Here is a 19,915-nt window from a genome sequence, read left to right on the forward strand (position 1 = left end):
ATCAGGCCTCCGTTTTGGTGGACGGTTTTTCAGGTTTCAGGCCGGCCAACTTCGCCTTGTCGCGAATCTCTGCGAGCGTCGGAAGCGGCTCTTCGCGGGTGCCGAGCCGTTCCGCCTGCAATCCGCGAATCTTGGCGCGTTTGAATGCGGCGAGCAGCTTGTCGGTGACGAAAATCGATGCGGGATGCCATCTCGGCCGCCAGATGTGCGCGCCGTCTATGGTCGCGAGGTCGACGTATTTCGGGCCCAGCATCTCATTGATGTAACCCTCGCGCAGCCAGTATTCCTCCGCGCTCATCGGGTCGGTTCGCTTGTGGTGCAGCGATTTCTCCACCGCCACCGGATCCGGTGGCTCCATTCCCATCGCGGCGTAGTCGAAACAGTCGATGCGCCTGAGGAGATTGCATAAGTGCCATTCCCCCGGCACCGCCGTGCGGTCCTCCCACTGCAGGGTGAAGGGACGGAATTCGCTCTCGCCGGGAGCCTCCTGCTCCAGCACCGCTTTGATTCCGGCGCTGACCAGCGGCGTCCTGTCACCGGTCAGGATTAACTCCGGAATCTGCTTGCGCGGCTTGCAGAGCAGGCGTGCCTCGGTGGGAAGAGGCTTGCCGTCCCAGCGCTCGACCGCCGCGAAATCGACCGACGTCGTCAGTGCTGGGTCCCCGCCGGCCACGTCCATCACCACCCGCGTGCCGAATGGCCAGGCCGGCTTGATCTCGTAAACTCGTGGTGGTGCTTTCGCCATCACTGATATTCTCCTAAGCCGCGGCGGGTATGGTGGCCGGGTTGTCGAATAATCGCTGGGGAATCAAGCGATGGGCCTGATAGCCCGTGGGGGATGTCGAGCTGCCCGTTAAAGCCACTTACGGATTTGAGCATGATCGGGCCTCCGTTTTGGTGGACGGTTTTCAGGTTTCAGGCCGGCCAACTTCGCCTTCTCGCGGATCTCTTCCAGTGTCGGCAGCGGTTCTTCGCGCGTGCCGAGTGGTTCTGTTGGCGCGTTTGGCTCTGCTAAGCGCGCTTTCCGTCATAGAAGATCCGACGTCTATCTCGTCGTCGCGCCGGGCATCGCGGTCATGGAAGGCAAACAGCAATTTACGGTCGTGCTGGAACGCGGCCTTGAGGATTTCGGCAATGGCGCGCTTTTCCGCTTCGTTGAAATGGTTCGACGGCGTCCCGCGATATCGGCCTTCGCCGCGGCCGCCCAACGCATTGATGTTGATGTGCAGACGTTTAATCCGGCCATCCGATTTTTCGGCCTGATGAACTGCAGTGACGAACAGCACCCGCAGCGTCGTGGCAAACCGGTAATAGCCGATATAGTCCTGATCGGGCGAGAGCATGTCCGGCCGAGACTCGCCAGCATAGTGATCGATCGTGAAACTCTTCAGATCGTCGCCGACGACCTGTGTCGCGTCGGACCCATCGGTGCCTTGGCGCGTTCGCCATCTGATACTCCTGCTCCAGGCCGCGGCGGGCACGTATTCCTCCGCGCTCATCGGGTCGGTTCGCTTGTGGTGCAGCGATTTCTCCACAACCACCGGATCGGGTGGCTCCATTCCCATCGCGGCGTAGTCGAAGCAGTCAACGGCACGCGTCCGCTCGAAGTAACGTTCGAATCCGGCAGCAGACCGGACAGTGCCATCCGCAAATAGGCCTGGATCGAATTGAGACGGCTGGCAAGCTCGGTGGTTTCCGCGGGCGTTAGAGGCGTGTTGACATCATGTTTTTTCGTCGCAGTTTCGATCAGGTACCGGATAAAATTGGCGTAGGCCGGATGGCCGGCGGGGATATCGAGCAGTCCATTAAAGCCACTCACGGATTTGAGCATGATCGGGCCTCCGTTTTGGTGGACGGTTTTTCAGGTTTCAGGACGGCCAACTTCGCCTTCTCGCGGATTTCTTCCAGGGTCGGCAGCGGCTCTTCGCGCGTGCCGAGCCGTTCCGCCTGCACGCCTCGAACCTTGGCGGCGAGCAGCTTGTCGGTGACGAAGACCGATGCGGGATGCCATCTCGGCCGCCAGATGTGCGCGCCGTCTATGGACGCGAGGTTGACGTACATCGCACCCATCATGCGGTTGATGTAGCCCTCACGCAGCCAGTATTCCTCGGCGCTCATCGGGTCGTTGCGCTTTTGATGCAGCGTTTTCTCGACTTCTTTCGGATCCGGCTGCTGAATTCCCATCGCGGCAAAGTCGAAACAGTCAATGCGCTTGAGCAAGTTGCACAGGTGCCATTCGCCCGGCACCGCCGTGCCGTCCTCCCACTGCAGCGTGAAGGGACGGAATTCGCTCTCGCCGGGAGCCTCCTGCTCCAGCACCGCTTTCATGCCGGCGCTGACCACCGGCGCGTCAGCACCAGTCAGGATCAATTCCGGGATCTGCTTGCGCGGCTTGCAGAGCAGGCGTGCCTCGGTGGGAAGAGGCTTGTCGTACCAGCGCTCGACCGCCGCGAAATCGACCGATGTCGTCAGCGCCGCATTCCAGCCGGCCACCTCCACTACCACCGGCGTGCCGAATGGCCATGCTGGGGTGATTTCGTAAACCCGTCGCGGTGCTTTCGCCATCGCCGATACTCTCCTAAGCCGCGGCAGGTATGGTGGCCTGCAGCACCGGCAGCCCCTGAACACGGCGCGAGACGACGTGGTGGATCCGGATGCGATCGGACTCGCCGGCGCCGAACGTATCGCCGTCGCGCAGCACGGCGCCATGTTCGAGCACATAGACGATGAGGCCGGCGACCTTGGTCACGATCGCGTTCGTGTCTGCGCCTTTGCCTTCGAACTCGATCTCGCGGCCGCCGAACGGCGTCAGACCAAATGTGATCGCGCCGATGATGGGGCCGTCGCGGAAGGGATGGATGCTGACCCACAGCGGAAACGGAATGCGTGGATAGCCGGCGAACGTCTCGCGCGACAGCTGTTCCCAACGATCGGCAGAATGGGCGACAAGCCCGTCCCACAAGACCGCTGCGGCGGGAATCGTCGCGATCAAACCGCCGGTGACGGCGGTCACGGCCCGCGCGGCCTGCAGCTGCTGTGCAGGCGTTTCGGCTTGCCCAACCGTCGTGACAACGACGTGGCAGGCATGCCGGCCGAGGACCTCGATCGCTGCCGGCCAGGTTGCGACGGCACGCCGGCCGGGCAATTCCCAGCTCTCGCGCGGGACTGGCATCGGCATGACCATCAACAGGACGTTCATGCCGCCGCAGCGGATCACAGGCGCTTCCGTTCCCGGCGCCGCCTCCGGCAGGTCAATCTCGATTCCGGGATGTCGTTTGCGCAAGACATCGACGATCGCTGCGAGATCGAGGACGACGGGCCGTTCGAACAGAGCGAAGGCGAGATGACGATCCGTCATATTTCACGTCCTCATTGCTTCCCGTGAAGGGAATTGCCAGGAGGCTTGCGATCGGAAACCGCAGGCACCGGCCATTTATGCCATGAACGATGGCTGAGGTTGAGCCTTATCTTGTCACGAGCGGAACGGCCTGAGTTTGCGATCCCGCTCGATCGGTTGCTTGAACATCGTTCGCCTAGGCGGCATGTTTCTGTAGCGGGTGCATGTCGCTGCCAAGCGTCGGGATGATTGCGCCCGTGATCTGAGACGTCGGCAATGTGGTGGTTGCCGCAGCTTCCGGTGTCGCAGTCGCAATTGCCGAAGCAAGCTGGTCACGCGCACCCAGGACCTCAGGACTGAACGCCACGGTTGCATGAGCGGTCGAATGGATGTGGCCTGGCGCAGCGCCGAGCACGAAGTCGGCGGCACTGGCGTGCGGCCCGATCCGGTTTGGCGAATCGTCCGTTGCCCGCAGGATCGCCTTGGTGCCGGCTTCGACCAGTTCGCCGGTGGATGTCACAGCCGCCTGCGCTTGATGAATCGTTGCACCGTCGGCAGCCAAGCCGCCTGCGGCGGAGCTTGTTGCATCGCCGGGATGGGCGGTGACGTGATCGGCGGATTTGGATGTGCCATCGATCTCTAGGGGATCGGCAGGCTTCGACATGTCGGGCTGCGGGCCGCCATCATTCGCGGGCGCCTTGTGATGATCAGCTGCCGTCGAATTGTGATGCCGGGCTGGATCAATGATGTCATCGAGCGGGAGGACGTCGAGCGTTGAAGAGATGAGATGATCGGCCTGCTGCGACGCGTCGGGCGCCGCGGCTGATCCTGAATCATGGCTGACGTTGTCGCCCTGCGAGGACGCGCCGTTGTGATGCGTTCCCAAGCCGGCGTCGCGCCAAGGTTCCGGCGCACGCGGCTCCAAGACGTCATCCGCCGCCATCGCGCGATTGGCAAGGGAAGGTGATGTCGGCGGGGCCCGCGAATCGTCGGAATCTGGTGGGGCGAGGGCATTCGATTGCAGCATGTCGCCAAGGTGCGACGTCGGGGGCTCGGTTGTCGTCAAGCCGCGATCGGCGGTGGCGTCAAATGATGACACCGCGTCGCCTGCCGCGCGCAGCTCGGGCGCGCCTGGCGCCGCGGCGCGCAAGGCAATCGCGTCACTGTTGCCATTGCTCGAGAGCAACGGACTGCCAGCGTCGGCGGACGAAGCCGTCAAGATTCTGTCATCAAACGAGTCGTGGCCATCAGACTTGTCCTGTTGCGATAGCAGTCGCAACTGGCCGGCTGAAGCTCGCGCACTGATCGTGGATAGCTCCTGCCCGGAAGTGTTTGAACCATCGCTCACTTCATCCATTGCCTTTCTCCCACCGCCACATGCCGCTATCGCGCGGATTGTTGATCAAACGTCCTGGTTGAGCGACTTGGCTGATGAACGCGGAGAATGAAGGGCGGTTTCGTGAAAATCACGATCTGCATGGAAGCCATGAGTTCATCGCGGTTCCCGCGGGGATCGTCAATCGAGTCAGCGTTCGTGCCCGGCACCGTGCAATGTCTCCTTGATTGGTGCGAGAACGAAGTCGAGCACGGTGCGCCGCCCGGTCTTGATCTCGACGGCTGCGCTCATGCCGGGCATCAGAGGACGCAGTTCGCCGTTGATCGGAATCTCCATGCTGGCCGGAACGAGGCGCGCTGGAAACCGCAAGCCCTTGCCGTTCTCTTCCACCGCGTCCTTGCCGATCTGATCAAGCCTGGCCTCCACGGTTCCGTAGCGCGTGAACGGATAGGCATCGATCTTCACGGCTGCCGCCTGTCCTTCGCGAACGAATCCAATGTCGCGGTTCTCGACAAAGGCTTCGATCATAACGGGTGTTCCGTCCGGCACGATGATCATGAGCTTGTCGGCAGTCGTGACCACCGCACCGACGGTGTGAGTTTTGAGTTCCTGCACCGTGCCGCTGACCGGTGAAACCAGACGCCGGCGATCGTCCCGCATCTCTTCCTTGGCAATCTGTTGCTCCAGTTCAGTTGCGCGTTGCAGCGCCTTGAGACGCCGATCGGAAGCGCTGGCGCGGAATTGGGTGAGTGTCCCGCGGGCGGTCGCCTGCAATGCGACGAGGTCGGCCTGTCCTTGCTGTTCCTGTTGCTGAAGACTGATCAGATTGCCCTTCTTCTCGGTCAATTCCTGTTGCACGGCGAGCACCGGCGGCTTCGGACCGTTGCCGCGCTCGAACAATCCCTTGAGCGCCTCGTAACGCTCGGTGAGCAGTGGAATGACCTCCGCCAGGACATCCTGCTGCGCGCGGGCGGAGCGGATGGCCGCCTCGCGTTGCAGACGTTGCGCATCGATCGCCCCCATCGAGGCGTCGAAACGGGCGAGCTCCTCGCGGGTCTGGTCCTGCACCGCGGCGGCGAGCACCGGGTTCGCGCCCTCGGGCGCGGTGAACCCTTCGACACCGCCGCCCGCCAACAGGATTCGCGCGGCTTCAGCATCGAGCAGCGCCTGGCTTCGATCGTAGCGCAGACTGCCGAGATTGGCCGACGTGTCTGTGGGGTCCAGCTCGATCAGGGTGTCGCCGAGACGGACATGAGTCCCTTCCTCGACATGGATCGCCTTCACCACGGCGGTTTCCAGCGGCTGCACCACCTTGACCTGGCCGACCGGAACGAATTTTCCCTCGGCCACGGCGATGATGTCCATGTGACTTAGTCCAGCCCAGAATAAAGAGCCGGCGAGAAATCCGACAATCACCAGGCCGGTGACGCGCCAGGTCGGCGACGGCGGTGTCTCGACGATTTCCAGTGCCGCCGGCAGGAAGGCGCGCTCCAGCGCGTCGCGGCGCCCCGGCCGCTCCAGTCGGCGGGCGAGCCACTGCAATTTCATGCGGCCTGTCCTCCTTGTTCATCGCCACGGTCCGCCGCCGCCTGACGGACCAGCCCGGCATAGAAGCCGACCTGTCGCAACAGCTCCTCATGGGTGCCCTGCTCGACACAGCGGCCGCGATCCATCACCACGATGCGGTCGGCGTTGCGCACCGCCGACAGCCGGTGCGCAACGATGAGGACGGTGCGGCCGCGGCACATCGCGCGCATGTTGGCTTGGATGATGCGCTCGCTCTCGTAGTCGAGGGCCGAAGTCGCCTCGTCGAAGACCAGGATGCGTGGGTCGGTGGCGAGCGCACGGGCAATCGCTATGCGCTGACGCTGTCCGCCGGACAGGTTGGCGCCGCGCTCGTCCAATACGGTGTCATAGGCATGCGGAAGCTCGAGAATGAAATCATGCGCGCCGGCGAGCTTGGCAACCTGGATGACCCGCTCCAGCGACATCGCGGGATTGGCAAGCGCGATGTTCTCGCGCACCGTCCGATTGAACAGAACGTTTTCCTGAAGCACCACGCCGATCTGACGCCGCAGCCATGCCGGATCGATCAATGCCACGTCGACGCCATCGACCAGCACCTTGCCTGCCTCGGGGATATGAAAGCGCTGCACCAGCTTCATCAGTGTCGATTTGCCGGAGCCGGAGCGGCCGACGACGCCAATGACCTCTCCCGGCGAGATCCTCAGCGAGACGTCCTCGAGCGCCGGCGGCGTGGCCGGCCGGTAGCGGAACACGACGTGCTCGAAGCGGATGTCACCGCGCAGCGGCGGCAGATCATGGCGGACACTGGCTCGCACCGTCTCGGCGGGCGTGTCGATGATGTCGCCGAGCCGCTCGATCGAGATGCGAAATTGCTGGAAATCCTGCCACATCTGCGCGAGCCGGATGATCGGCTGGCTGACCTGGCCTGCCAGCATGTTGAAAGCGACGAGTTGGCCGATCGTCAGGCTGCCGTCCATCACGGCGGAGGCGCCGAGCCACAGGATCAACGCCATCGACATCCTGTTGATCAGCGCCACGCTCTGCGAGCCGACGGTGCCGAGACTGACGGTGCGAAACGAGGCGGTGATATAACCCGCGAGCTGCCGTTCCCAGCGGCGGCGCGCCTGAGGCTCGATCGCCATCGCCTTCACCGTTTCCATTCCGGTCAGCATCTCGACCAGCAGAGACTGGTTCTGCGCCCCGCGCGCAAAGCGTTCCTGAATCCGGGCTCTGAGAATCGGCGTCACCACGATCGAAACCAGGATGTAAAGCGGAATGGCGGCGAGCGGAATCAGTGTGAGGAGAGGTGCGATCATTGCCATCACCGCGAAGAACACCACGGTGAAGACGATATCGATGATCAGCATCAGGCCGGAGCTGGTCAGGAACTGGCGGATGTTCTCGAGTTCGCGGACCCGCGCCACCGTCTGGCCCACCGGACGGGATTCGAAATAGGCGATCGGCAGCCCGACCAGGTGCCGAAACAGCTTGGCGCCGAGAATTGCGTCAATCCTGCTGGTGGTATGGGCAAACAGGTAGGTGCGGATGCCACTGAGCGTGACTTCGAGCACGGCTAGCCCCGCCAGCGCCATCATCACCACGGTCAGGGTGCTGACGCCTTTGTGGACCAGCACCTTGTCGATGATGACCTGGAAGAACAGTGGCGTTGCGAGTGCTGCGATCTGCATGAACAGCGAGACCAGCAGCACTTCACCGAACACCCGCCTGAAGCGGACGATCACCGGCAAGAACCAGGTCATGCCGAAGCGGGCAAATCCGCCGTCGGCAGCTACGCGCAAGGTGACGACGATGAGTCCGCCGCTCCAGCGTGACGCCAGCTCCGCCTCGGTCCAATGCGCCGGCGGACGGCCGACTTCCTGCACCAGCACGCCGTCCGGGTCGACGCGCGCCAGAATGAAGAAACCGCCATCGGCCGCTTCGGCGATCGCCGGCAGTGGCGAACGCGCAAGCCGGGCAAAGTTGGTCGCGATGTAACGCGCCTTGAATCCTTCGCCCTTCGCCGCTCGCAGCAGATCATCGCGGCCGGCGAACGCCCCAGGCTCGACGTATTCGCGCCTGATCTCCTCGACATCGATGGGCTTTTCGTGGACCGCGGCAAGGATGGCCAGCGCGACGATGCCGGTATCGATCACCGGCTTGAAGTCGGCGGCTTCGGCAAGATTGGCAGGGTCAGACATAAGCGCTCCAGAATCGGCGCACAGAAATACACCCAACGCGTGCGGAGCGTTCTGGTTCGCGTTCCGGACGAATTTTGTGAAACACCCCTGACGGCGCAGATGTGACAATCGTATTTTGGCGCGGCGCTGTGCGCGGGGGAGAACGGCACGTCACGCATGCCGCCCATGATGGCATTATGCCGGTGTTTTGCCCGACGGCGCAACCGTTTTTCTGGAAAATCGAATGTTTCGAGCCTTTTCAACCCGATGTCTACTGTGCATGGGGTTGTTTCAGGATTTCACCTCCGCGACCGGCTGCGCTTTGGGCGCCTTCTTCGAGGCCCGCCAGTTCTCGAACCGCTGCACCACCACGAAGAACGCCGGAACGAACAGCACCGCAAGGCAGGTCGAGGCCAGCATGCCCGAGAACACGGTGATGCCGATCGACTTGCGCGCGCTGGCACCGGCGCCGGTCGCGAGCACCAGCGGCACCACGCCGAGGATGAAGGCGAACGAGGTCATCAGGATCGGACGGAAGCGGGCGCGTGCCGCCTCGATCGCGGAGTCGATGATCGGCTTGCCGTCGCGGCCGTGCAGCTCGAGCCCGACCTCGACGATCAGGATCGCGTTCTTGGCCGACAGCGCAATCAGGAGGATCAGGCCGATCTGGCAATAGAGGTTGTTGTCGATCTTGAGGCCGGAGAGGATCAGCATCGGCCCCAGCAGCGACAAGGGCACCGCGAGGATCACCGAGATCGGCGCATACCAGCTCTCATACTGGCCGGCGAGCACGAGGTAGACCAGCAGCATCGCAAGGCCGAACACCCAGTAGATCTGGTTCGAGACGGCCTTCTCCTGGTAGGACATCGCGGTCCATTCATAGCCGGTGCCCGGCGGCAGCGTCTTGTCCGCGATGTCCTCCATCAGCTCGAGCGACTGGCCGGAGGAATAGCCCTGTGCCGGCAGGCCGATCACGGTGGAAGAGGGATAGAGGTTATAGAGGCTGATCAGCGAGGGACCGGTAGCCGGCGTGATGGTGGCGACGGTGCCGATCGGGATCATGTCGCCGTTCGAGTTGCGCACCATCATGTTGGCGATGTCGCGTTCGGTGATGCGGAAGGCAGGATCGGCCTGGGTGTAGACCTGGAACACGCGGCCGAATTTGTTGAACTGGTTGACGAAGGACGAGCCGAGATAGGTCGACAGCGCCGCGAACACCTGGTCGGTCGTTACATGCAGCGTCTGGGTCTTGATGCGGTCGATCTCGACATTGAACTGCGGCACCGACGAGCGGAACGAGGACTGCACGCGCTGGAGCGCACTCTGGCTTTGACCGTTGCTGACCATCGCCCCGGTGATGGCCTGGAGTTTCGCGAAATCGCTGTTGCCGTCGCGCAGCTCGACCTGCATCGAGAAGCCGGCGGCGTTACCGATGCCTTGAATGGGCGGCGGCGGCAGCACCAAGGTGCGCGCCTCCATGATATCAGCGACCTTGTCGTTGAGGCCGTAGACCAGCGAGCGCAGATCCTCGCCTTTGCCGCGCGCCTCCCAATCCTTCAGGATGATGTAGGCGACGCCGGCGTTGGCGAGGCTGGCGCTGTTGTCCAGCGCAGAGATGCCGGCGATGGTGATGACCTGCTGGACGCCGGGCGTGTCCTTGATGATATCGGCAGCCTTGTCGAGCACCTTCTGGGTCCGCTCAAGCGAGGCGCCGTCGGGCAGCTGCACGGCCGCGATCAGATAGCCCTGGTCCTCGATCGGCAGGAAGCCGGTCGGCACCCGCGACAGGCCGTAGCCGCTGGCCCCGATCACGAGCAATGCAAACGCGACCGAGACGGTGGCGTGCTTCACCAGGAACGTGATCAGCCTTGTATAGCCGCGCTCGACGCGGTCATAGACCGCGTTGAAGCCGCGGTAGAAGAAATTGCGCTGCTCCGGCGGTACCGCCGGTCGCAGCCACAACGCGCATTGCGTCGGCTTCAGCGTCGCCGCGTTGATGGCAGACAGCAGCGCGGTCGCCGCGATGACGAGCGCGAATTGCGAATAGATCCGCCCGGTGAGGCCGGCGAGGAACGAGGCCGGCAAAAACACCGAGATCAGCACCAGCGTGATGCCAACGATCGGCGCGAACAGCTGGTCCATCGCACTGATCGCGGCGTCGTGGCCGTTCATGCCCTTCTCGATGTTGTGGGCCGCACCTTCGACCACGACGATGGCGTCGTCGACGACGATGCCGATCGCCAACACGATCGCAAACAGCGTCGACATGTTGATGGTGAAGCCGAGCGCTGCCATCGCGGCGAAGGCACCGATGATGGTCACAGGCACGGTCGTCGCCGGCACCAACATCGCGCGCCAGTCCTGCAGGAACACCAGGATCACGACCAGCACCAAGAGGCCGGCCTCGATGAGGGTCATATAGACTTCGTGGACCGAGGCGTTCACGAATTTCGTGGTGTCGAACGGCGTGTCGTATTTGATGCCTTCCGGAAAGCGCTTGGCGAGCTCCACCATCTTCTTCTCGACGGCCTGTTCGACCTGGAGCGCGTTGGCGCCGGGCGACTGGAATACGCCGATGCCGGTCGCGGGCTGCTTGTTCAGCGAGAAGATCTGGCTGTAGGTCTGCGCGCCGAGCTCGACCCAGCCGACGTCGCGCACCCGCGTAACGTCGCCGCTGGTGCCCGATTTGACGACGATGTTCTCGAACTGGCTGGTGTCGTCGAGCCGGCCGTTGACGTTGAGCGTGTACTGGAATGCCTGGCCCGGCGGCGTTGGCGGCGCACCGACCTGTCCGGCCGAGACCTGCTGGCTCTGCTGCTGGATCGCGTTGATGACGTCCTGCGGCACGAGACCGCGGACCTGGAGCTTGTTCGGATCGAGCCAGACCCGCATCGAATACTGCCCGGCGCCGAATACGGTGACGTTGCCGACGCCGGGCAGGCGGGAGAGCTCGTCGCGGATATTGATGGTGGCGTAGTTGCTCAAGTAAAGGCTGTCGAAGGTCTTGTCGGGCGATGTCAGCGTCACGAACAGCAGGATCGAGGTCGACCGCTTCTGCACCGTGACGCCCTGGTTCTGGACGGCGGACGGCAGCTGCGAGAGCGCGCTGGAGACGCGGTTCTGCACCAGCACCTGCGCGAAGTTGAGATCGGTGCCGATCTTGAAGGTTACTGTCAGCGTATAGGTGCCGTCGGAGCCGCTGTAGGACTGCATGTAGAGCATGTCCTCGACGCCGTTGACCTGCTGCTCGATCGGCAGCGCCACCGTGTCGATCACGGTCTTGGCGCTGGCGCCGGGATAGCGCGTCGTCACCTGCACCGTGGGGGGCACCACGTCAGGATATTGCGCGATCGCGAGGTTGAACAGCGCGACGCCGCCGATCAGGATCATCAAGAGCGCGATGACGTTGGAGAGGACCGGCCGCTCGATGAAGAATTTTGAGATCATGGCTGCCAGCCCCTACTTGCTCGCGGCCTGCGGCTGCTCGATCTTTCTCGGCTGCGGGTCGATCTTCTGGCCCGGAATCACGCGCAGCAGCCCCGACGTAACCACGCGGTCGTCGGGTTTGAGGCCGCTTTCGATCACGCGCAGCCCGTTATCGGTGGGCCCGATCTGCACCTTGCGCTGCTCGATCACATTGTCCTTGTTGGCGACCAGCAGATAGCGTCCGCCCTGATCGCTGCCGAGCGCGGTATCGGGGACGAGGAGGGCGTCCTTCTCCTGGGTGAAGGGCACGCGGACGCGAACGAAATAACCAGGGAGCAGCACCCTCTTGTCGTTGGGCACGAGGCCGCGCACGGCAAGCGTGCCGGTCGATGAATTGAGGGTCGGCGCGACGTAGTCGAGCTTGCCCTCATGCGGATAGCCGGTCTCGGTCTGGAGGCCGATTTCGATCGGGAATTGCTTGAGGTCGGCCGCGGTCAGTCCGCGGCGTGCGGCCTCGGCGCGGATGCGCAGCACGTCCTGCTCGTTGACGGTGAAGTTCACGTAAATCGGATCCATCGCGACGATGGTTGCGAGCTGGGTCGGGGAGGAGACGCCGACGAGCTCCCCGACCGAGACCATGTGCGCGCTGACGATGCCATCGAACGGGGCGGTCACTTTGGTGTAGCCGTAATTGACTTCGGCGAGCTTGGTGTTGGCCTGGGCCTGCTGGAGGTTGGCCTGGGCGTTGTCGCGGGTCGAGGTCGAGGTGTCCAGGGTCGCTTGCGAGACCGCCTGCCGCTGTACGAGATCGCTTTGTCGCTTGAAATCGGCTTCGGCCTGTCGGAGCGAGGCCTGTGCGCCGGCCTCGGCCGCCTGCGCCTGCTCGAGCTTGAGCTTGTAGGTCTCGGGCTCGATCGTGAACAGCTGGGTACCTTGCTTGACGAAGGTGCCATCGCTGTAGTCGATCGTTTGCAGAAAACCCTGCACGCGTGCGACCAGATCGACACTCTTGATCGGCGCGGTGTTGCCGGTGGCCTCGACATAGCGCGTGACCGGACGCTGCACCGGGGTTGCGACATCCACCTTCGGCGGCGGTGGCGCGACGAACGTGTTCTTGTCCTCGCAGCCGGTGAGTGCAACCACGGTTGCCGCGGCGGCCAAGGCCCGTCCGATATGCCTCCGCGCGCCATGGAATTGTGTGGAATCGGCGGGATTCGCTGCGGTCATTCGGTGGCCCCGATGATTGTCTGTCGGTTCGGCACGCTACCAACAAATGCCGGGTCGTGAAACACCATAGCCATGGCAGTCGCAGCCCTTGCACTGCAAACAGTGACGTGACCTTCGACAGGTTTGTCATGATAAATCGCTTTTCACCGCGTGCACGGTCGACCAGGATTGTGTCAAAGGCAGCGTGATGCAGACCATCCCGCCGCATTGGATTTCGACTTGCGGGCACATGCTTGGACGTTGGCTTGCAACCTCAATGGTGTCGCTGATGCTGATGATGCAGAGCGCCCAGGCCCAACCCCTGACGGTCGATCCGGAAACCATCGTCCCGTTGCCGCCCCGGTTCGAGATGGAGCCGCCGGCAGCTGACGTGCCGCCGGAGATCGCGCGCTTCCAGGGCGCGTGGATCGGGACTTGGCAAGACGACCGGCACATCCTCGTGGTTGAGCGCGTCAGGGCTGACGGGCATGCGGACCTCGTATTCGCCCGGTCGGACTCGGCCTTCAACGGAATGAATCGCGAATGGTGGCGGGACCAGGCGACCGTCGTCGATGGCGTCTTGACCATGACGGGCTTTCGCATCTTCCGTTATGCCTTCGATGGTCCTGATCGGTTGTACATGACGGCGACACTTAAGAATGGGGTCGTGACGTCCGGAGCGTTGGTCCGCGCCGATCCGGTGCGTCTGGCTGCGGGTGATCGACCGAACGAATGGCTGTGGCCCGGCGAGCGTGTCCGGATTCCGCATCTCACGGTTCGAACGCCCGATGGCACGCGACCGACCGCCGACCAGTTCCCCGCCTCGCTGGATCGGTGAGCGCTTACGGCTCAGCCGTGCGGATGCCGGCGGGGCTCACCTGCATCTTGAGCGTGGAAGTCCTGGCCAGCGCCTTGCCGTCGAATGAGAACGCGATGAGTTCGCTTTCGACCATGCACTCGGTCACGAGATATTTGGAGTCCTTCGACCACACCATGCCCTGGCACCAATGGCCGATTTTCGCGTCTGCCACCGGTGCGAGCTCGGTCCCGGAAATCTTGTAGACCTTCAGCAAGCCGAAATCGTTGAAGAAGGGCGAGGCGGCTGGCTTGTTCGAGCCATTCATGACGGTGATGGCGACGTAATTGCCGTCCGGCGAAATCTTCACGCCTTCCGGAGTCTGTCCAACGCTGATCGTGTTGACCACGCGGATCGGCTTCGCATTCATGTCGATCAGGCTGATCGTGTCGGTGTCTCCGCCGCCGGCGCCGACATTGCCGACGACGGCGGTCGCACCGGCGGTGAGGTCGATGTCGTAGGGGCGCACGCCGGAATAGAGGTCGCGCTTGGCATACTCGACCTTGTTGCCGTCTACGGTCAGCAGCGAGATCCGGCTGTCGCCGTCGCGAGTCACCAGGGCGGTCGTTCCATCATGCGAGAAGACGGCGTGGCTCGGGCCCGACTTGGCATCGCCAAGCGGGATCTTGCCCGCTGATGTCAGCGTGTTGCCGTTGATGGTGAAGACCGAGACGGTGCCCTCGCTGCGGTTCGCGACCAGCGCCAGCGTGCCTGCGCGGTTGATCGAGACCCCGGCTGCGCCGGCGCCTGCCTGCAACGTCGCGAGCACCTTGGGCGGGGAGGATTTCAGGTCGAGCACGGAGAGCTTGTCGTCGGGCACCGTCTTGGTCGCATCGGCCGGATCGACCTTCATCGCGCCCGTGACCAGGGCAAAGGAGCCGTCCGGCGCGATTGCCACGCTCGGGGGCGGACCGACGACACTGGCGGGGGCCGGCACCTCGCCAAGGATTTTGAGCGCGCCGTCGGTGAAGTCAATGACGCTGACGGTGTCGGGAAGGGGCTGCTTGCGCACCACTGCGCTGCCGTTCTCCAGCACCATCTTGCCATCATTGGCGGTGACGACGATCTCGGCATGGCTCGCTGTGATCGCAAGGCCGGCGAACGACGTTGCGACCAATGCCGAGGCGATGTGGCGTGCTCTCATATTCAGCCTCCCGTTTCAGATATCGCCGTCACCATCAGGATGGCGTTGGAGTTGTCGGCGTCAAGGGTGCCGTGGGTCACATAGGAGATCGAAAAATCCTTGATCGCCTCACCGCTCTCCAGCTTGAGGTCACCCTCGCCAAAGAGCTGGTGCGGCGGCTGCTGCGGCGTGTGCGCTGCGGCAGGCGCGGACATGAGCAGGCTCAGGGCGGCAATGCGGATGATGCCGAGGCCGGAATCGATCATGTAAAACCCCACTTCGACGGGCGCTCTTCGTGAGGCCTTCGCCCTGTTTCGCCTAGCTAAAAGCACCCCGACGATTTCTGCAACCGTTTGAACGCCGCGATTTTTGTGCGCGGCCACGGAATAAGCGACGTTGCCACGGCCCGGACCGCGCTAGCGCCCCTTGATCTCCGCATATTTCACGATCGCCTTGTCGAACTTCCGCTTGAACAGCCACATCGCGGCGAGAATCTCGCGGAAGCTCGCTGAGCTCCGCGCCCGGTCGGTCTTGCCGAAGGCGAAGATGCTGTTGTTGCGCAGGTGCTTCATGACGGTGGGATTGGACACCCTGTAGTTCAGGAAGTCGCCCGAGCTCAGCGCGGAGCGCGTCGGAGTCGGGATGATCTGGATCAGCTCGAACAGCTTCATCTGTTCGATCGGATCGGGTAGCGTCTTCACGATTGCGGGGATCTCGCGGAACAGATCGGCGTGCGCGTTCATGAGCCCGTCGCGCACGTTGGTCCAGTGATTGAAGCGGCGATCGGTGCCGCGGGAGCGCGCCTCCTCCTTGTCGTCACGGGCGTTCAATGCAGGATCGAGCGTCGCGATCGTGCCCTTGATGGCCTCCCATTTGCGCTGACCGTTGCGGTCCTCTGACGGGCCGGTCTGGAAGCTGCCCATATAGGTGTTTGAGCGCGCATTGCGGACGTTTTGCTTGCCGTTGGTCTCCGCATAGAACAGCCCGAGGCTGATGCGGCCTGCGGCGTTGGCGTCTTTAGATCCAAGCCCCTTGGCGCGCGCAATCGCGGTGCCGAGATCGACGACGTCCTTGAACGGTGTTGCCGAGTTCTGCGCGTCCGCGGGCGGCGCCTCCATGACCTCGAAGATGTCAGCATATTCGTCGACCAGCGGCTCGATCGCGGCATCGAAATAAGCCGGGGGAATCCCGAACTTGTTCGGCTTGCCGATCCGCGACGGCATGGCGTCGGTGAGATCCTTGTAGGTGCTGATGACAGCGACGCGCGCCAGGTAAAGCGTCTGGCCCGGCAGGTTCGGCAGCGGCTGTTTCGCTTCGATCTGATGGCGCCTTTCGGCGAGGATCGACTTGAAATCGGCAAGCGCCCGATCGTAGGCGGCTTGCGCGTCCGATTGCGCCGGCGTCAGCGCTTGCGCCCGGCTTGTGGCGGGCATCATGAGCAGCAGCCCAATCACCGCCACGGCTGCTGCGGCGTGACATCGTCGTCCCATGGCAGGTTCCCACATCCCGGAGATTCGTCCGTCATGGGATCGTAAACTTCAAACGCGCAGCGTGGCGAGTTTCAAATCGAGTTCTCCGATCTCATCCCGTCGCCCGATATTCCGGCGCCGAAGCCAGGAACTTGGCGTAGGCATCCGCATCGGGCGGCTGGAAACGCCCGGCGAGCCCGCCGCGCTTTTGCTGCTTCGTGCCGATGTCGGCCATCAGCTCGTCGAAATGACGGTAGTGATACGGCGCGACGCACAGGCCGCCATAGACGCCGGCGGCCGGCCGCTCGACGCGCTTGAAGTGCAGCATCATCTCGATGTTGTCGTGCATCTGCTGCGCCGTCGGCTGGTTTTTGAGTTGCCCGTCGGCATAGCGGACCAGCCAGTTGGCCGCGAGATCGGCACAGAGCACGGTGCAGAACGAGGAGTTGAAGCCGACGAAGCCAAGATCGGGCAGGTCAGGATTGGCGATCAGGCGATAGAGCCGGTACTGCCCGTCCGCATCGACCAGCTTTTGCTGATAGGCCTCGGGGAGGAACGGGACGCCGAGCTTGTAGCCGATTGCGAGCACGGCGACATCGGCACCGACGCGCTCGCCGCCGCTCATCACGATCGTGTCGCCTTCATAATGATCGAACGTACCGAACACCGCCTTGATGCGGCCGTCGGCGACCATCGGATAGAAGCCCGGCGTTGCGATCGGCACCGAGCAGTTGACGCCGTCCTCGATCCGCTCCTTCGGCACCATCTTGCACTTGTTGAGCTTGAGCTGCGCCTTGAGCAGGCTCTCCAGCCCGCGCCAGTTCGCCCACGCCAGCGGCGCGGTGATGCGGTGCGCGAGCCGCGTCAGAGGGCTCGCATCCCAGCCCTGAAACATCTCCTCCTGCGCGCGGATGTAGAGGATGCGCTTGAAGTTGACGAGCCCGCCGATGAAATAGGGGATCCGCCACACCGGCTCGCGCATCACGATGGTGACCTCGCGCGCACCCGACTTCACCGCGTTCACGGCAATGTCGGTCGCCGACTTCGAGCCACCGAGCACGACGACGCGGCGTCCTTTCGCAAGTGCCGGATCGCCGTATTTCGACGAGTGCAGGATCTGCCCACCCTGCGCCAGGAAACCGTCTTCGCCGTGGCAATGCAGCTCGCGCGGCTCGTTGAACTGCCCGATGCAGACCGCGACGAAATCGAAATCCTCGTTCGTGCTCGCGCCCTCCGTGGTCGTCAGCGTCAGCGTCCAGCCCGGCTTGCCGTCGGCGCGCCGCGCCATGCCCGTGACCGACGTGTTGAGGCGCAGCATGTGGACGAGACCGAAGCTTTTGGCGTAGTCGACGAGATAGGCATGGACCTGCGGCCCGGTCGGCCATTCCGGATAGGTGTCCGGCATGGCCCGGTCGGTGTACCGGTAGAGATCCTTCGGGCTTTGCGTCTGCACGTCGGGATAGGAGCGTGCGGGCTCCCAGACGCCGCCGAGGTCGCCGCTGCGCTCGACGATGGTGACGCGGTGGCCGCGGGCGGAGAATGCTTTTGCGGTAGCGAGGCCGGAGACGCCGGCACCGATCACGCAGACACGCTTGGAGCTGACCATGGGATGGCTCGCAATCAGGATGTTTCGCGCGCAAGCAACAACGTTCGGCCGCAAGGCGCGGCCCGCGGAGCTGCAAGCAGATGAAAGTGGATTAGGCGGGATGCCTAGTCGTTGGCCTCGGGCGGCAGGAAGTCGACCTCGTGCAGCGCCGAGATGCGCACGACTTCTGCCGGGTCGGTCAGATTGTGGAGCTGGTTGAACAGCGCCTCCAGCTTCTGCATTGGCGAGACCCAGAACAGCGCGCGGCACGGCTTGTCGGACTTGTTGAAATAGCCGTGCGGGATGCCGCGGGGCATGCGCACGAGATCGCCGGCATGGGCCTTGACCCAGACGCCGTCGAGCTTGAGGTCGAGCGTGCCTTCCTGCACGAGGATGAATTCGTCCTGGGTCGGATGAATGTGCACCGGCACGAACTGGCCGGGATCGCTATTGGTCTCGAACGCAAAGGTGGAGTCGGTGACGGCCTTTGGGAAATAGACCTGGCCAAGAATGTTCCAGCTCTTGCCGCCATAGCCCGTGCCGTTTGCGGTAATGCCCTTTTCGAGTGCAGTCATGGCTTGCTCCTGATGGATTCCGGCGGGGACAGAGCTTCGGCCAGCTATGGGGTGCCTGTCTATCCGCTAAACGAATCCCGGCGCGCTGTTGCCATGCAGCACGACGATTTCGCCAGATGGCCCTTTTCGGCTTCCGGCAACTATTATAGGCTTAAAGCAATTCCGTGACGCCATGCGTGGTCGATGATGTCCGCAGCCGTGCAGGAAATGAGCGCAAGGGTGTCTCAAGCCGGGCGGCTTGCGGCCTTTGCCCGCGTCGCCACCGATGATGTCGATGAAGCGGCCGAACAGATCGGGCGCATCTTCTGTCCGCATGATCTCAAGCCGGCAAAGCCCCGCGCGGCCGGGTTCTCCGCGCGGCACAATTGCGCTGTTTTCGACGGCTTTTCCATCAACTACGTTGCTTATGGCGGATCGGTCAACATCGACCCCGGCTGCCTCGATCGCTTCTTCCTGGTGCAGATCCCACTCTCGGGCACAGCTCACATTCGTGTCGGCGCAGGCGAAGTCGATGCTGCCCCTGGCCGGACCGCCTCGCTGCTGTCGCCGACCATCCCGACCCGGATGGTTTGGAGCAACTGTGCGCAGGCGATCCTGCTGCTCGATCGTCGCATGCTCGAGCAACGTGCCGCGGCGCTGTCGGGCTCGGCAGCCGGCGCGGTCGAGTTCGATCCCGCGGTCGACCTGGACAAGCCGTCGGGCCAGGCCTTGCGATTCAGTGTTGCGGAGTTGATGACGCTCGCCGAACGTCTCGGACCATCCGGCCTGATGTCGCCCGTCGCGATGGCCGATTGGCGCGAGGTGCTGCTCGATCGCCTCCTCAGCGGCTTGCCGCATAGCCGGTCGGATGCGATCAAGATGTTCTCGGGGCGGGCCGAGCGCTTGCCGCGCGCGCTCCGCGCCGCGCGAGACCATCTTGCCGACAATGCCGGCGAGCCGCTCGATCTCGCACAGCTTGCCCGCGCGGCGGGAATCGGCATCCGCGCGCTCCAGCTCGGCTTCCGCCGTCACTTCGGGCTATCGATCTCGGAGATGCTGCTCGACTTGCGCCTCGCTGGTCTGCACAGGCGGCTCGCGCAGGCCTCGCCGGGCGCGTCGATCACCGACATCGCCTTCGATCTCGGCTTTACCCATCTCGGCCGCATGGCCGGCGCCTATCGCGCAAAATTCGGCGAGACGCCGTCGGCGACGCTGCGGCGGCGGATGAGCTGAAATTGACGAAGCCAGGCTCCAGCGGCCGCCCCTGCCAGCCTCAGGCGTCCTCAGGAAATTGTGACCGGATCGACTAACCGGGAACA

General features: G+C 63.5%; 17 protein-coding genes. 2 read left to right on the forward strand and 15 right to left on the reverse strand.

The features are described from left to right. Position 1: 1 nt before the first annotated feature. The 10 genes from BM374_RS24190 to BM374_RS24230 form a co-directional block, all read right to left on the reverse strand. On the reverse strand, positions 2-745 hold the full coding sequence (locus BM374_RS24190; protein WP_143270233.1) for an imm11 family protein: 744 nt from the start codon (positions 743-745) through the stop codon (positions 2-4). 163 nt (positions 746-908) lie between these two features. Next, positions 909-1,559 carry a hypothetical protein gene (locus BM374_RS24195; protein WP_092297663.1) on the reverse strand — a complete coding sequence of 217 codons (651 nt, stop codon included), beginning with the start codon at positions 1,557-1,559 and terminating at the stop codon, positions 909-911. Further along, a complete protein-coding gene (locus BM374_RS38030) occupies positions 1,496-1,831 on the reverse strand; it encodes a hypothetical protein (RefSeq protein ID WP_143270235.1) in 336 nt (111 codons plus the stop codon). The genes BM374_RS24195 and BM374_RS38030 overlap by 64 nt, the downstream gene beginning before the upstream one ends. Beyond that, entirely contained in the window at positions 1,816-2,565 is a 750-nt protein-coding gene (locus BM374_RS24200) for an imm11 family protein (RefSeq protein ID WP_143270236.1), read from the reverse strand. Before BM374_RS24200 ends, BM374_RS38030 begins: the two co-directional genes overlap by 16 nt. Positions 2,566-2,578: 13 nt before the next feature. Further along, positions 2,579-3,358 (reverse strand): DUF4261 domain-containing protein, encoded by a 780-nt coding sequence (locus BM374_RS24205; RefSeq protein ID WP_092297668.1) that lies wholly within the window; start codon positions 3,356-3,358, stop codon positions 2,579-2,581. Between the two features lie 175 nt (positions 3,359-3,533). Continuing rightward, positions 3,534-4,556 (reverse strand): hypothetical protein, encoded by a 1,023-nt coding sequence (locus BM374_RS24210; protein WP_143270237.1) that lies wholly within the window; start codon positions 4,554-4,556, stop codon positions 3,534-3,536. Between the two features lie 306 nt (positions 4,557-4,862). Next, positions 4,863-6,221 (reverse strand): HlyD family type I secretion periplasmic adaptor subunit, encoded by a 1,359-nt coding sequence (locus BM374_RS24215; RefSeq protein ID WP_092297674.1) that lies wholly within the window; start codon positions 6,219-6,221, stop codon positions 4,863-4,865. Next, a complete protein-coding gene (locus BM374_RS24220; RefSeq protein ID WP_092297677.1) occupies positions 6,218-8,398 on the reverse strand; it encodes a type I secretion system permease/ATPase in 2,181 nt (726 codons plus the stop codon). Before BM374_RS24220 ends, BM374_RS24215 begins: the two co-directional genes overlap by 4 nt. A 270-nt stretch (positions 8,399-8,668) precedes the next feature. Then, complete coding sequence (locus BM374_RS24225) at positions 8,669-11,824, reverse strand: efflux RND transporter permease subunit (protein ID WP_092297680.1); 3,156 nt, start codon at positions 11,822-11,824, stop codon at positions 8,669-8,671. 12 nt (positions 11,825-11,836) lie between these two features. Next, a complete protein-coding gene (locus BM374_RS24230) occupies positions 11,837-13,030 on the reverse strand; it encodes an efflux RND transporter periplasmic adaptor subunit (RefSeq protein ID WP_092297683.1) in 1,194 nt (397 codons plus the stop codon). A gap of 268 nt (positions 13,031-13,298) precedes the next feature. Here BM374_RS24230 and BM374_RS24240 point away from each other — a divergent pair, with 268 nt between their 5' ends. Next, positions 13,299-13,847 carry a hypothetical protein gene (locus BM374_RS24240; protein WP_244552680.1) on the forward strand — a complete coding sequence of 183 codons (549 nt, stop codon included), beginning with the start codon at positions 13,299-13,301 and terminating at the stop codon, positions 13,845-13,847. Positions 13,848-13,851: 4 nt separating this feature from the next. Here the strand turns inward: BM374_RS24240 and BM374_RS24245 are convergent, their stop codons facing one another. The 5 genes from BM374_RS24245 to BM374_RS24265 all read right to left on the reverse strand — a co-directional run bounded on the left by BM374_RS24245 (position 13,852) and on the right by BM374_RS24265 (position 18,617). Next, a complete protein-coding gene (locus tag BM374_RS24245) occupies positions 13,852-15,009 on the reverse strand; it encodes a YncE family protein (protein WP_092297686.1) in 1,158 nt (385 codons plus the stop codon). 2 nt (positions 15,010-15,011) lie between these two features. Further along, positions 15,012-15,254 carry a hypothetical protein gene (locus BM374_RS24250; RefSeq protein ID WP_244552681.1) on the reverse strand — a complete coding sequence of 81 codons (243 nt, stop codon included), beginning with the start codon at positions 15,252-15,254 and terminating at the stop codon, positions 15,012-15,014. 150 nt (positions 15,255-15,404) lie between these two features. After that, on the reverse strand, positions 15,405-16,478 hold the full coding sequence (locus BM374_RS24255) for a hypothetical protein (RefSeq protein ID WP_092297689.1): 1,074 nt from the start codon (positions 16,476-16,478) through the stop codon (positions 15,405-15,407). A gap of 91 nt (positions 16,479-16,569) precedes the next feature. Continuing rightward, the gene (locus BM374_RS24260; RefSeq protein ID WP_177248499.1) at positions 16,570-18,063 is read right to left on the reverse strand and encodes a flavin-containing monooxygenase; all 1,494 of its coding nucleotides are present in this window, start codon (positions 18,061-18,063) and stop codon (positions 16,570-16,572) included. A gap of 104 nt (positions 18,064-18,167) precedes the next feature. Continuing rightward, positions 18,168-18,617, reverse strand: coding sequence for a cupin domain-containing protein (locus BM374_RS24265; RefSeq protein ID WP_057743125.1), 450 nt, complete (start codon positions 18,615-18,617; stop codon positions 18,168-18,170). A gap of 186 nt (positions 18,618-18,803) precedes the next feature. On the opposite strand from BM374_RS24265, the gene BM374_RS24270 reads away from it, so the two are divergent. Then, on the forward strand, positions 18,804-19,829 hold the full coding sequence (locus BM374_RS24270) for an AraC family transcriptional regulator (RefSeq protein WP_092298047.1): 1,026 nt from the start codon (positions 18,804-18,806) through the stop codon (positions 19,827-19,829). Positions 19,830-19,915: the final 86 nt, after the last annotated feature.

Source organism: Bradyrhizobium sp. Ghvi, from assembly GCF_900115265.1.
Lineage (GTDB): Bacteria > Pseudomonadota > Alphaproteobacteria > Rhizobiales > Xanthobacteraceae > Bradyrhizobium.

What these genes read in the sequence shown, in the direction of transcription:
- BM374_RS24200 (WP_143270236.1), bottom strand. Translation starts at nt 2,565, where the DNA reads ATGGCGAAAGCACCGCGACGGGTTTACGAAATCACCCCAGCATGGCCA.
- BM374_RS38030 (WP_143270235.1), bottom strand. Translation starts at nt 1,831, where the DNA reads ATGCTCAAATCCGTGAGTGGCTTTAATGGACTGCTCGATATCCCCGCC.
- BM374_RS24250 (WP_244552681.1), bottom strand. Translation starts at nt 15,254, where the DNA reads ATGATCGATTCCGGCCTCGGCATCATCCGCATTGCCGCCCTGAGCCTG.
- BM374_RS24195 (WP_092297663.1), bottom strand. Translation starts at nt 1,559, where the DNA reads ATGGAGCCACCCGATCCGGTGGTTGTGGAGAAATCGCTGCACCACAAG.
- BM374_RS24205 (WP_092297668.1), bottom strand. Translation starts at nt 3,358, where the DNA reads ATGACGGATCGTCATCTCGCCTTCGCTCTGTTCGAACGGCCCGTCGTC.
- BM374_RS24215 (WP_092297674.1), bottom strand. Translation starts at nt 6,221, where the DNA reads ATGAAATTGCAGTGGCTCGCCCGCCGACTGGAGCGGCCGGGGCGCCGC.
- BM374_RS24265 (WP_057743125.1), bottom strand. Translation starts at nt 18,617, where the DNA reads ATGACTGCACTCGAAAAGGGCATTACCGCAAACGGCACGGGCTATGGC.
- BM374_RS24270 (WP_092298047.1), top strand. Translation starts at nt 18,804, where the DNA reads ATGTCCGCAGCCGTGCAGGAAATGAGCGCAAGGGTGTCTCAAGCCGGG.
- BM374_RS24245 (WP_092297686.1), bottom strand. Translation starts at nt 15,009, where the DNA reads ATGAGAGCACGCCACATCGCCTCGGCATTGGTCGCAACGTCGTTCGCC.
- BM374_RS24220 (WP_092297677.1), bottom strand. Translation starts at nt 8,398, where the DNA reads ATGTCTGACCCTGCCAATCTTGCCGAAGCCGCCGACTTCAAGCCGGTG.
- BM374_RS24190 (WP_143270233.1), bottom strand. Translation starts at nt 745, where the DNA reads ATGGCGAAAGCACCACCACGAGTTTACGAGATCAAGCCGGCCTGGCCA.
- BM374_RS24225 (WP_092297680.1), bottom strand. Translation starts at nt 11,824, where the DNA reads ATGATCTCAAAATTCTTCATCGAGCGGCCGGTCCTCTCCAACGTCATC.
- BM374_RS24230 (WP_092297683.1), bottom strand. Translation starts at nt 13,030, where the DNA reads ATGACCGCAGCGAATCCCGCCGATTCCACACAATTCCATGGCGCGCGG.
- BM374_RS24260 (WP_177248499.1), bottom strand. Translation starts at nt 18,063, where the DNA reads ATGGTCAGCTCCAAGCGTGTCTGCGTGATCGGTGCCGGCGTCTCCGGC.
- BM374_RS24255 (WP_092297689.1), bottom strand. Translation starts at nt 16,478, where the DNA reads ATGGGACGACGATGTCACGCCGCAGCAGCCGTGGCGGTGATTGGGCTG.
- BM374_RS24240 (WP_244552680.1), top strand. Translation starts at nt 13,299, where the DNA reads ATGCTGATGATGCAGAGCGCCCAGGCCCAACCCCTGACGGTCGATCCG.